Consider the following 12,074-nt stretch of genomic DNA (forward strand, 5'->3'; position numbering starts at 1 on the left):
TATCTCCTAACTGACAATAACGTGGTTTGTAGATTCAGGATAACAAGCCACTCCGTCCGTTGTTACGATTTTTCTGAATTCTTCTAATAAGTCGTTTGTAACGATTCCTGGTTTACCGCCATTAATTTCGCGGCCATCCACATTAATAACAGCAATAACTTCAACAGCTGTTCCGGTTAAGAACACCTCATCCGCAACATAAACATCGTGGCGGGTGAATGGAGATTCTCTAACCTCGTAGCCTTTTGCTCTTGCCACATCAATGATAGCGTTTCGTGTAATTCCTTCTAACGCTCCTAAGTAAACAGGAGGGGTAAAGATTACTCCATTTTTTACGATGAAGATATTGTCAGCAGAGCCTTCTGTTACATAACCTTGATCATTGAGCATTAAAGCTTCTTCTACACCAGCCTGATTAGCTTCTAATTTAACAAGAATATTATTTAAATAATTTAATGATTTAATTTGTGGACTTAGGACATCCGGACGATTTCTTCTGCTTGGCACAGAGGCAATTTTGATTCCTCGATCGTAATATTCTTGAGGGAACATTTTCAATTCCTCTGCGATGATAATAACGCTGGGCTTTATGCAGGAGGAAGGGTCAAGGCCGAGATTTCCTTTACCTCGTGAAACTACAACTCGAATATAGGCGCTGTCCAATTCATTCTTTTTGATCGTATCCACAATTAATTGTGTCATTTCTTCCTGTGTAAAAGGAATATTCAGCATAATGGATTGTGCTGATTCGAACAGTCTTTTTAAGTGGGCATCGAGTCTAAAGACGTTTCCGTTATAAACACGAATGCCTTCAAATACTCCATCTCCATATAAAAATCCATGGTCAAAAACTGAAACTACAGCATCCTCTTTCTTGACGAATTGTTCGTCAAGGAATATCCATTGACTTCCCAACCTAACCACTCCTTTTAGTGATACAACGCTTTAGATAATTAAAATCATTTGTAAAAAAATGCCCATGCCTTATTTCCTGTTTGAAGGAATGACTGAAGGCAATTTCATTGATGAGAATATTTAATACAAATTATATTTTCAGTTATCTTACACCCAATCTAAATCTTGGTCAACACAAAAATCTGACAATTCAAATAAATCGAAAAAGTTGATAGCGTTTTCATTATTGTTAGATTAAGGTTGGGGAGAAATAAAAATAGTAAAAAAATATTTTTTGAGGTTAAAAAAGAAGAGTGAGAAGGAGTAATTTCATACGAGGATTCTACTATTGTCAACTAAAAAAACAGCTTGGATTACTAAGCCATTTCTATAAAAAAAGATAAACATTAGTTTTTCACTATACTTGTTTTCGCATTTGCTGCTACTTTATTTTCGCGAGGTATTCGTATATTTCACGGAGATTTTTATAACCTATTGTTTGAGCCATCTCCAAATAATGTCCCCAAATATGTGCTGTCAGTTTGGCATCCCCAAGTGCATGGTGCCGGTTGATAATTTCTATTCCACATTCCTTGCAAACAACTTCAAGCGGCAATGATTTTATCATAGGATTTGAAAGGCGCAGTAAGAAGGAGGTGTCAATGATTCGGTGCTCAAATCTAGTTTTTAGTATATCCCAAGTCATTTTTTGCATAAAAGTCTGTTCATGCTTAGCGTGGTGGGCTACAAGAGCGTGATTTTGTACAAATTTGAAAAATTCCATCAACACTTCTGTAGCCAATGGTGCTGACTGTAATTCTTCATCCGTAATATTGGTCAGGACGGAGATTTCATCTGAAAGTCTATCTGGAGAATGTACTAGGGAATAAAAAGTTTCTGTTTCCTTGATTTGCTGCCCTGTCATCTTGATGGCACCAATGGAAATGACTCTATCTCCTTTTTCCGGATAGAAACCAGTTGTTTCTAAATCAAACACCACAACCTTTAATTCGTGAAGAGGTGTGTCCAGGCAGTTATTTTCTTTCATTTCTTTTTGAAGCTTTCTAATAAAAGAGATATTTTGCATGTTAGCATGCCCTTGAACACCTGCATAAATGTTGGAACCAAGTCTGCCTGATATTTGTCTGAAAAAGTGAATCATATCATTCATTCCCATTAGGAATCCTCCTTGCTTACTATATTTCTTACATAACGATAAAGGGCAGCTCCATTTTTCAATATTTCTTTAACTTCTTCCTTTTGCTTTTTTGAAAGGGAAGTTATAGGAAGAAAATGGCTATTTTCATAATTGTCAGGTTTTGCTAGTGATAGACGAAAGTATAATAATTTTAAAAACTGTTGTTTATATAGTTCTCTCTTAGTAGAAGGAAGTTCAAAGTCTGGCAGCTTTTCTAGCCTTGAAAGAGTAGAGGTTTCGAATATATTCCCTTTTATTGCTAATAGACGTATCGCATTTACATATGGAAAAAGGGCTTTTTCCTTTATATTGAGCGATCCCGAATGTGGCCCGTGTGTTTCTATTAGTATTTGACCTAATATGCCCATTCCTTTTTTGAGGTGCAGGGTATTACTGAGCAATTTTTTTAAGAGGTTCTCTTTGTGGATAGTCTGATATACTTCTGTTTTTAAGTTTTCTAGAAAGCTTTCGTCACCGTATAGGGATCGCCCATCAATGAAAATCAATAATTGACGAATCAATTCCCAGTTTGAGTCAAGCAGCCAAGTGGCTAATTGCTGCCTCCATTCGGATACTGATTTACACCATAAAGGATTACTGGCCATTACTCCGCCATCGCAATAAACATAGCCGGTTAGCTGCAAGCCCTGTGAGATTTCTTTCCCTAATGCCAAAAAGTATTCATTTATCTCAGTGCCTTGTTGTTGATAAATAATGCCATGATCCTGATCGCTCCATACGGATTGTTCAAACCGTCCAGCACTGCCCATCATAAAAAAGGAGAAAGAGCAGGGAATAGGGCCGTATCTTTCTATAATTTGATTAACAGAAGCTGTGATGACACGTTTGATAATTTCATCATGTAACTGATTTAATTGGAAATGATTTCGAGTAACCCAAATGATTTGGTCATCACGGAATCTTCTAATCTCTAAGTAGCTGTTCATTCATTCAGTGCACCTCCTAAAAAATACAATGCCATCCCCTTGCTAGGTGAAAGGGGATGGGGACTAGCTATAAAAATAGGGCTATTAAAACTTTAACTTAGGCTCTGAACTTATTGTTGTTTTTTCTGTTTTTACCATTTCGGGGTAACCATAGCTTCCATGCTCACTCATGTCAAGACCAATAATTTCTTCTTCTTCTGTAACACGCAAGCCATTCATAACAGCTTTCATTATCGTTAACAGGATAAAGGAGACAATGAAAGCAAAAGCACCACTGCTTACAACACCTAATGCCTGAACACCAAGCTGGTGTAATCCGCCTCCGTAAAATAATCCTGGCTCCCCAACTGTTGCTAATTCCGGTGTGGCAAACAGTCCAGTTGATAATGTTCCCCATATACCTGCTGTACCGTGTACAGACAATGCTGCGATTGGATCATCAATTCCTTTCTTTTCAAAGAATCGAATGCTGTAAAATACAAGTATTCCAGATATGAAACCGATTAGAACTGCAGCCCAAGTATCAACAAAAGCACAGGAAGCTGTAATGGCGACTAAACCTGCTAGGGCACCATTTAACATCATTGGAACATCTGCCTTACCCATGACAATCCAAGAGATAATCATTGCAGCGATGACTCCGGCACCCGCCGCTAAGTTCGTATTCATTGCTACGAAACCAAAGAATGCTCCATCAACAGAAACTGTACTGCCTGCATTAAATCCAAACCATCCCACCCATAAGATTAAAACACTAAGAGCAGTGAATACTTGGTTATGTCCTGCGAGATTGTTTGCTGAACCATCTTTATTGTATTTCCCAATACGAGGTTTTAGGATTAAAGTAGCTGCAAATGCTGCCATAGCGCCTGTTAAGTGAACAACCGTTGAGCCTGCGAAATCCTGTTTACCGTGTTCTGCTAACCAGCCTCCGCCCCAAATCCAGTGGGCGATAGGAGGATAAACAATGACTGAAAATAATACGGCAAACACGAGATATGCTCCTAATTTTGCTCGTTCTGCAAAGCCGCCAAACGCGATGGTTAAGGAAATGCCAGCAAAGGCTAATTGAAATAAAAAGAATACAGAACCGGAAAGTGCTAAGCCTTCCACATCATAACCCGAATAGAAGAAGTCTGATAATCCAATGAGTGGATTTCCTTCTCCGAAGATTAAGCCATACCCTGCTGCCCAAAATATGATGGATGAGATACCAAAGGTAAGTATCGTTTTCCCTGCTATATGTCCGGCATTTTTCATTCGCGTTGATCCAGTTTCCAGCAGAATGAATCCTCCAATCATAAGAATAACTAGAACTGCACCAACCATTACCCAAAGACTGTTCATTAAGAATATAGTATCCATCATTTCTCCCCCTTTAAATTCATGTTAACTTTCTTAACATTTAGTGTATTTGTATTTTTACATGGATTTAATGTGGATTCTACAATTGTGTTAGGTTTCCTAACATGGTTTTTGAAGGGAGAAGAAAAAAGGCCATCTTCTTTATTAAGAAGATGGACCTTTTCGTAAACCGAATTGAGCATTCAATTGTCCTTGAATCATTTTTCTTCTAACATCATTTTGATTTTGGTTCTTCTGAGCTCGAAGCATTTCTTTCCTAATTTCATGCGTTTGAACACCATCTTCAATCTTGTTCGCGATTTCCACTAATAATTCTACATCTGCAAAGGAGTACTTTCTGCTTCCGCCAGGGGATCTCTCGGGGAAAATTAACCTTCTCTCCTCATAATAACGAATTTGTCTCTCAGAGAGACCTGTTAAGTCTCTAACAATCCCAATTGTGATTACTTTTTTATCTTTATAAGAAAAATCATTTGCCATTTTTTGATCTCACCACGCTCTTCTGTGATTAGGTACTTTATTACTAACCTATGTGAAATTTCCTTACATTGATTGGATTTTGGTACAAGTTATTTTAAGATGCTTTGGTTTATTTTTTTGGGGGAATGTCTTTATAAAAATACTTTGTAATTCGCTTAAGGTGAGGGAATCTAGATTATGTTCAGAAGCGTTATAAAGACCAGATGCAATTAATCGATTAATGTAAAATAGTTTAAGTGTTTCGACTCCTTTACGCAATTGATTTGTCATACCGCCTTTTCACTCCTTCTAATTGAATATATTGTAAAAGGTAACTAAATTATTAGGATTTGTCTGTGAATGTGTCAGAAACACTGACAAACAATTTCATTTATTAGAGGAAATCTTACTAAATAAAAAAGAACCAGGCGTCAACAGCCAGGCTCTTAAAATTTGTTATTAATATTCTCCATCGAATGGTGTGAATGGGAAGTTAAATCTTCTTTCGACTTGACGAAGACGTTGATTTACACGTTGAAGGCGACGCTGAGTCTGGTTTAATTCACGTTGTAGTCGATTGATTTCTCTCTCTTGACGTTCACTTTCTCTTTCAAGTCGAGTAACTCTGCGCTCAAGTTGCTGCGGTTGTCTATCTGGGTCAAATTGGTCTTGGGAATATGGGTCTTCTTGAACATATTGATCATACATATTGTAATCATACTGTACTGGTTGAGCTGGGTAATAGCCATAAGGATACATGGGGCAACTCTCCTTTTTTGATTAATACCCTATAGATTATGTAGTCATCCGTGGAGAGTGTGGGCATATGCCTAGATAAAATGGAAACCTAAACAAAATATCAATCCAAAATAAACAATTATCTAATAAATACTATTTTCATATTACTTTTTTTGCGTTTTAAAATGGTAAAACACTAAAGTATTAATATTAACATATTGAATAAGCAAACAAAAAAAGTTATAATCATTATATTCTAAAAATTAAAAATGTTTTTAAGATTAACTTTTCAAAAGAATATTAGGGGGATGAGAAAATGAAGAAGTTTAAACTTTTAACAACGTTCTTGGTCATGGCTCTTATGTTAATGCTTACTGCTTGTGGATCGAGTGAAACAAGTGGTAATGGGGATGACTCCGATAAGGACAAGAAAACTCTCCGCGTCGTAACAGATGCAGCCTACGCACCATTTGAATACCAGGATAAGGGTGAAATAGTAGGCTTTGATATTGACTTAATTAAAGCGGTTGCAAAAGAAGCGGGTTACGAAATTGATATTGCTCATACCGGGTGGGATCCAATATTCGTAGAATTAGAGAAGAAAATTGCCGATATTGGTATTTCTTCCATAACCATTAACGATGATAGAAAGAAAACCTATGATTTTTCTGTCCCATACTTCTTATCTACCAATAAGATTATGGTTCCAGAAGGCAGTGATATTAAAAGTGCTGAAGATTTAAAGGATAAAACAGTTGCTGTTCAAAACGCAACAACTGGGCAGGAAGCGGTTGAAGGTCTTCTTGGTAAAAACAGCAGTCAGATTAAAAAGTTTGAAAACAATAACTTAGCAATCCTTGAGCTTAAGGCTGGAGGAGCAGACGCGGTTGTTGCGGATAATACAGTAATTGAAGAATATGCAAAAAATAATCCGAATGATAAATTTGTTATCATTGAAGATAAGGATGCATTTGCTCAAGAGTTCTACGGATTAATGTTTCCGAAGGGAAGTAAGATAAAAGCAGATTTTGATAAAGCGCTAAACGAAGTATTTGATAACGGAACATATGCAGAAATTTACAATGAATGGTTTAAGGTAGATCCAGACGTACAACTATTAAAAGACCAACAATAATAACAAAAATTGCGTAACTCTTAGAAATCAGAAGTTACGCAATTTTTGGTTTAATGCCTTATTTTACATAATTTAACAGAGGGTCAACGTATCAATAGGGGGATTAATTATGGATTTTCAATGGGATATTTTAGCAGAATACGCACCCTTTTTTCTGAAAGGGACGCTGCTGACAATTGGACTATCATTAGCTGGTATTTTAATCGGGACAGTACTTGGATTGTTTATTGGATTAGGAAAAATGATGAAAAATAAATTTCTATCATTCCCTTTTGGCGTGTATATCACTTTGTTCCGAGGCACACCAATGCTGGTACAAATTATGTTAATTCACTTTGCGGTAGTACCGCTGTTTATAGGGGGAACAAATGGAATTGCTGCAGCGATTCTTACTCTGTCATTAAATTCTGCGGCATACATAGCAGAAATCTTCCGTGCAGGAATTCAATCGATTGATAAAGGGCAGATGGAAGCAGCCCGTTCTCTCGGAATGACGCAAGTACAAGCTATGCGTTATATTATCCTTCCACAAGCGTTTAAACGAATGATTCCACCACTAGGTAATGAATTTATTGTCCTTATTAAAGAATCATCACTCGCATCATTAGTGGCCGCCCCAGAACTCATGTATTGGGGACGAGCCATGCAAGGTCAATATTTCCGTGTATGGGAGCCGTATATTACTGCAGCGCTTATTTACCTTGTATTAACGCTTTCTTTAAGCTACGTATTAAGCCGACTTGAAAGGAGACTGACAACAGAATGATTGAAGTGAAAAATTTAAAAAAGTCCTTTGGCACGAATGAAGTACTAAAGGATATTAATGTAACCATTAAGCCGCAAGAGGTTGTGGTTGTAATTGGTCCATCTGGTTCAGGTAAATCTACTTTCCTGCGTTGTATTAATCTTTTAGAAAGTATTACAGATGGACATGTCTATATTGAAGGAACTGATATTACCGACAAAAAGACAGATATCAATAAAATTAGGACGGAAGTAGGGATGGTGTTTCAGCAGTTTAATCTGTTCCCACATAAAAAGGTTATTGAAAATATCATGCTAGCCCCGATGAAAGTCAGAAATACTTCAGCTGAGGAAGCTAGAAAAAAAGGGTTAGAGCTTTTAAGAAAAGTAGGGTTAGAGGATAAAGCAGAGGCGTATCCTGATTCCTTATCAGGCGGTCAAAAACAGCGTGTCGCGATTGCTAGAGCGCTTGCGATGGAACCGAAAATCATGTTGTTTGACGAACCAACCTCAGCCCTTGATCCTGAAATGGTCGGGGAGGTTTTGGAGGTCATGAAGCAGCTTGCCAAAGAAGGCATGACCATGGTGGTTGTTACACATGAAATGGGGTTTGCAAAAGAAGTAGGCGACCGTGTCATCTTTATGGATGGCGGGCTTATCGTCGAAGAAAATACTCCAATTGAACTATTTGATCATCCAAAAGAAAATCGAACCAAAGCCTTCTTGAGTAAGGTTTTATAAACAGGGAGGCCGAGCCACCCTGTTTTTTACTATTAATTATACTTCAAAATCAAAAACGTCGACAATCTTGTCTGATTTTATCCGGTTTTGGCAGAGTTTAAATAGTTGCTCAAAGAATTCCTTCACTTCGAAAGTAGAGGAAGGAACTTTTATTTGTACAGTAGTTGAGCCAAACATTTGCTTGAAATAAGCTTTTCTTTGATCGTTTTTCCCATCACGTTTTAAAGGATTATACTTCCATACGATATGGGGGCTTCCGTCTACTTGTTCAACTATTCTTAGCTCCGCAGCTGTGGTTGATTTATTATGTAGATAAATGACTAAATAATAGTTGTCATTGCGGTGCCAATCAATGAATAGAAAATAATAGCTGGTATCGCTATCTACCCTAGTAACCTCAAAGCCTGCTATTGTTTTTTTACCATTTGTCCATTGATGAAATCGAGGCAGCATCCCATTAACAATTTCCATTTTATTAATTTCATAAGCGGCAGGTCTTGATTCTTTTATCAAATCTGCCATAAATACGGCTTCGTCCTTTTTCAAAAAAAATGCCCCTTTTGGTAGAATGAATACATTATACAGCGAAATGGGATAAAAGTAGAAGCCTGCTATGTAAAGGAATGTATTCAAATTGAAATATAACTGAAACCTTAATAATAAAATCGTTTGGTAGAATCGGTATAATAGGGACTAAAAATGAATACCTCGTTCGAATTGTATAGAGGAATAATTCTGCCTCTTTTCCATATGAATGCATAGAAGTGGTGGTAATTGGGGGGACGGAAATGACATTGGAGAGTCAGTTAATAAAAAAGTCATATTATCAAATGTTTATAAATGAACATGAAAATATACAGCCGATACGTGTGTTAGGTGATGCGTATCAGGAAGAGCTTCAAAAGGATTTGCCAGATTTGACGTCTATACGCTTTGCACAAGGAGAAATCTATTTTCACAATCGGGATTTTGAGGCAGCTATTTTTAAATGGGAAAACGTTATGGGGGAACTTGAACTTTGGGCGAAGAAAAATATTGCCGATGCCTATTTTGAAACAGGTCTTCTCTCAAATGCTGAGGACCTTTATCTCACAATAGAAACAAATAATCCTACATTAAAGACAGAAGTGGCCCTGCAGCTGTTTTCTCTTTATATTGAACGAGGAAAGTCTGAGGCAGCAGTGGAGATTATCAAAAGAACAATCGATGCTAACCCGGATTATCCGAATGTGACTGCTATAGCCCGCGCATATTTTGAGGATCAGCAGGATTGGGATCATGGTATTGAACTTGCTCTAAATGAAGCAAAACGGACGGGTTCACTTGAATGGTTTGATACATTGAATTCATATGTAAAGAAAGGTGTTACCAAAAGCTTAAACCCAAATTATTTCTTACAGGGACTATTTGAATTGTATGCCCTGGATCATCAGATGTTTGAAGAGCTTACTGCATCACTATGGAACAGTTATAAAAGTGAAGAGTCCTATTTTACATGGCTAAAAGAGTTAAATCATCTCCTATTGAATCTTGATATTAGCACAAACAACCATTTCCAATTGTTATCAGATCTCCATCATGAAACGTATTTTGGATTAATAAACGGCAGCCAGAGTATTAAAACACTAGAAGACCTTGTACCTGACCTATTAACAAATTGGCTGCGCTTATCAGTTCCTGCGCATACGGTCATAGTGTCAGCTGCGGTATTATCATGGAATGAGCTATTTCCAACAAGTATTAGTATGTCAATTGTTAATGTGGCTGAAAATCTTATTGGAGAAACAGAAAGTCATTTCAACGAATTAGAAGAATGTATAAATCTCTTTGAGTCCATTATTAGTTGGGCGAATAGTCAAGACATGGGTGAGAATAACCGCTTAGAATGGATGGTCCAGCAATTGAAAGATTTTGATACCCATCACTTGTTGATTACCGGATTAAGTGGCAGCGGGAAGTCTGCCTTCATAAATACCATTCTAGGGGAAGAGATTCAGGATAGCCCCACTTCGTCGCTTGTTATGTTTAAAGACTTTGAAGACTTAAATATTTATGAAATAACCGATCAGGAGACAGTGCCACTCGCAGACTTCGCGCAATTTCAAGAGCGAATGGATCGGCGCCGAAATGCACTAGAATCGATTATCGAATTTCAACAGCCTTTTCCATTGTTATATGAGCAGAAACTGGCGTTAATTGAAACGCCAGGTCTAAGAGGCAGCCACCAAGACCGCTATGAAGTGCTGCAATATCTACAAATGGCAGATAGTTTATTATTTGTTTTAGATGCAAATGCTCCGTTTACAGATAAAGAGAAGGGAATTCTATCACAAATTCATGAACTTGCTCCTGATATGCCCGTCCATTTTCTCTTAAATAAGATGGATACAATTGTCAATGAGCAGGAAGCAATAAGAATTTACGACGATACTAGGTCCAGGATTCAGTCCTATTTACCTGAAGCACAAGTATTACCCTTTTCCTCTCAATATGAAAGTGGACAGCAATTAGTCGACCTGAAGAGATTTGTTCAATCGATAAAGGATAAAAGAAACATAGCCGATAAACGCTTGGCAAAGCTTTTATATTTCATCCGAACAACCATATCCAGGCTGCTGCAAAAGAGAATTGATGTTGAGAATCAATTAATTGAGTCGGTTCGCTGGAATGAAGAAGTGGTGATGAAGTTAAATGGTGCTCTTAACCAATTAAAGGATGCGGAGTCACAAAAAACAAAAGCAATCACAAGATCATACCGCGCTATTAAGGAATCCATCCAAAAAGAAATTTCTGTTGCAGTACCGAAAATACTGCAAGAATGTTCCGAGCTAATCAAAGAAGACAGTAATATTAGTACGATTCATTTGGAGCTTAATGATGTGATGAACAATAGAATCCAAGATTACTTGGAGCAAGAAGTATTGCCGAAATATTATACATCACTTCAAGAATGGATTATCAGCAGCAAAGAGGAGTTTGAGCAAGGGCAGGCATTTTTAAATGAAATGGCTGAAGGCTTAAATAGCCTGTATGGGGAAGAGCGAATTAGCACAGAATGTGATTTTAAAGTGCTTGATGATTGGCTTCGTGATACCGATAGAATGACGAGCCGGTTCCAATTAGAAAAGGTCAATATCTTACTTCGCAACACAGCTTCACAATTTTTATTGAAAAGTGCAGGGAAAATATTTGGGGCAATCTCTCAAAATAAAGCCATGCTGTATAATAAATACAAGGCCTTTGTTAAAAATGATAGCTATTCTGAACCAACTGAGGTTGTGATTGAACGCTTCTTCCAACAATTCGAGCTATTTGAAAAATCATTAGAACGAGACATTACCATGTTTTACAGACAGCCATTGAAGGTTCTTAATGAAGCAATTGAGGAATCAATGTCTCAAATAACGAAAAATCACGATATACTGAAAAAAATGAATACCAACCCAGAATTGTTCCGGGATCCGTTGACACTATTTGAAGTTAGACTGCGTCAATTTGAATGGACGACAATTGCAGGCAAGGGTGTACAAACGATTTATTAATGAGTCTGTGTTAAAGCTGAATGTTGATTTTACTGTGTTTGGAAAATAAGCGGAGAATTTCCGCTTAAATTGGGAAATTCCCATTTTTACCTTCATAATAAGCGGAGTTTTTCCGCTTATGGTATCCAAATCATTGGATTTTGTCTTATTTAAAGCAGTTAACCGGAATATTTCCGCTTATATCTGCTGCTTAAGATTCCTTTATATACATTAGCCGGAAATTCTCCGTCTATGAATGATCAAGCCTACACGAAAATCAACAATGAATAATAACACAGCCATTAATAAAAAAGGGTGCCCATTGAGGCACC

Annotated in this window: 12 protein-coding genes; 4 read left to right on the forward strand and 8 right to left on the reverse strand. The window is 37.3% G+C overall.

Features of this window, described 5'->3' with window-relative positions:
* Positions 1-6: 6 nt before the first annotated feature.
* The 7 genes from ilvE to ACY3XC_RS19780 all read right to left on the reverse strand — a co-directional run bounded on the left by ilvE (position 7) and on the right by ACY3XC_RS19780 (position 5,622).
* Complete coding sequence (ilvE, locus tag ACY3XC_RS19750; protein WP_464870049.1) at positions 7-915, reverse strand: branched-chain-amino-acid transaminase; 909 nt, start codon at positions 913-915, stop codon at positions 7-9.
* Positions 916-1,336: 421 nt separating this feature from the next.
* On the reverse strand, positions 1,337-2,071 hold the full coding sequence (locus ACY3XC_RS19755) for an exonuclease domain-containing protein (RefSeq protein WP_464870050.1): 735 nt from the start codon (positions 2,069-2,071) through the stop codon (positions 1,337-1,339).
* Positions 2,071-3,039 carry a DUF294 nucleotidyltransferase-like domain-containing protein gene (locus ACY3XC_RS19760; protein ID WP_464870051.1) on the reverse strand — a complete coding sequence of 323 codons (969 nt, stop codon included), beginning with the start codon at positions 3,037-3,039 and terminating at the stop codon, positions 2,071-2,073. The genes ACY3XC_RS19755 and ACY3XC_RS19760 overlap by 1 nt, the downstream gene beginning before the upstream one ends.
* Positions 3,040-3,123: 84 nt before the next feature.
* Entirely contained in the window at positions 3,124-4,404 is a 1,281-nt protein-coding gene (locus ACY3XC_RS19765; RefSeq protein WP_464870233.1) for an ammonium transporter, read from the reverse strand.
* Between the two features lie 144 nt (positions 4,405-4,548).
* Positions 4,549-4,884 carry a MerR family transcriptional regulator gene (locus ACY3XC_RS19770; RefSeq protein WP_464870052.1) on the reverse strand — a complete coding sequence of 112 codons (336 nt, stop codon included), beginning with the start codon at positions 4,882-4,884 and terminating at the stop codon, positions 4,549-4,551.
* A 63-nt stretch (positions 4,885-4,947) separates the two neighbouring features.
* On the reverse strand, positions 4,948-5,154 hold the full coding sequence (locus ACY3XC_RS19775; RefSeq protein ID WP_464870053.1) for a Fur-regulated basic protein FbpA: 207 nt from the start codon (positions 5,152-5,154) through the stop codon (positions 4,948-4,950).
* A 168-nt stretch (positions 5,155-5,322) separates the two neighbouring features.
* Positions 5,323-5,622, reverse strand: a complete 300-nt coding sequence (locus tag ACY3XC_RS19780; RefSeq protein ID WP_179157735.1) for a hypothetical protein — start codon at positions 5,620-5,622, stop codon at positions 5,323-5,325.
* 295 nt (positions 5,623-5,917) lie between these two features.
* Between ACY3XC_RS19780 and ACY3XC_RS19785 the strand changes: the two genes are divergently transcribed.
* The 3 genes from ACY3XC_RS19785 (at position 5,918) to ACY3XC_RS19795 (ending at position 8,221) form a co-directional block, all read left to right on the forward strand.
* Positions 5,918-6,736: a basic amino acid ABC transporter substrate-binding protein gene (locus tag ACY3XC_RS19785; protein WP_464870054.1), complete on the forward strand. Its 819-nt coding sequence runs from the start codon at positions 5,918-5,920 to the stop codon at positions 6,734-6,736.
* A 109-nt stretch (positions 6,737-6,845) separates the two neighbouring features.
* Complete coding sequence (locus ACY3XC_RS19790; protein ID WP_179157733.1) at positions 6,846-7,502, forward strand: amino acid ABC transporter permease; 657 nt, start codon at positions 6,846-6,848, stop codon at positions 7,500-7,502.
* Positions 7,499-8,221, forward strand: coding sequence for an amino acid ABC transporter ATP-binding protein (locus ACY3XC_RS19795; protein ID WP_464870055.1), 723 nt, complete (start codon positions 7,499-7,501; stop codon positions 8,219-8,221). The genes ACY3XC_RS19790 and ACY3XC_RS19795 overlap by 4 nt, the downstream gene beginning before the upstream one ends.
* A gap of 36 nt (positions 8,222-8,257) precedes the next feature.
* Here the strand turns inward: ACY3XC_RS19795 and ACY3XC_RS19800 are convergent, their stop codons facing one another.
* On the reverse strand, positions 8,258-8,767 hold the full coding sequence (locus ACY3XC_RS19800) for a hypothetical protein (RefSeq protein ID WP_464870056.1): 510 nt from the start codon (positions 8,765-8,767) through the stop codon (positions 8,258-8,260).
* A gap of 242 nt (positions 8,768-9,009) precedes the next feature.
* Here ACY3XC_RS19800 and ACY3XC_RS19805 point away from each other — a divergent pair, with 242 nt between their 5' ends.
* Positions 9,010-11,763: a dynamin family protein gene (locus ACY3XC_RS19805; protein WP_464870057.1), complete on the forward strand. Its 2,754-nt coding sequence runs from the start codon at positions 9,010-9,012 to the stop codon at positions 11,761-11,763.
* Positions 11,764-12,074 lie beyond the last annotated feature (311 nt).

It is taken from the genome of Bacillus sp. CZDM1, assembly GCF_055502545.1.

Bases quoted from the DNA above. Each gene is read 5' to 3' on its own strand.
- ACY3XC_RS19760 (WP_464870051.1), bottom strand. From the start codon at position 3,039: ATGAACAGCTACTTAGAGATTAGAAGATTCCGTGATGACCAAATCATT.
- ACY3XC_RS19795 (WP_464870055.1), top strand. From the start codon at position 7,499: ATGATTGAAGTGAAAAATTTAAAAAAGTCCTTTGGCACGAATGAAGTA.
- ACY3XC_RS19790 (WP_179157733.1), top strand. From the start codon at position 6,846: ATGGATTTTCAATGGGATATTTTAGCAGAATACGCACCCTTTTTTCTG.
- ACY3XC_RS19755 (WP_464870050.1), bottom strand. From the start codon at position 2,071: ATGGGAATGAATGATATGATTCACTTTTTCAGACAAATATCAGGCAGA.
- ACY3XC_RS19780 (WP_179157735.1), bottom strand. From the start codon at position 5,622: ATGTATCCTTATGGCTATTACCCAGCTCAACCAGTACAGTATGATTAC.
- ACY3XC_RS19770 (WP_464870052.1), bottom strand. From the start codon at position 4,884: ATGGCAAATGATTTTTCTTATAAAGATAAAAAAGTAATCACAATTGGG.
- ACY3XC_RS19765 (WP_464870233.1), bottom strand. From the start codon at position 4,404: ATGGATACTATATTCTTAATGAACAGTCTTTGGGTAATGGTTGGTGCA.
- ACY3XC_RS19785 (WP_464870054.1), top strand. From the start codon at position 5,918: ATGAAGAAGTTTAAACTTTTAACAACGTTCTTGGTCATGGCTCTTATG.
- ACY3XC_RS19775 (WP_464870053.1), bottom strand. From the start codon at position 5,154: ATGACAAATCAATTGCGTAAAGGAGTCGAAACACTTAAACTATTTTAC.
- ACY3XC_RS19805 (WP_464870057.1), top strand. From the start codon at position 9,010: ATGACATTGGAGAGTCAGTTAATAAAAAAGTCATATTATCAAATGTTT.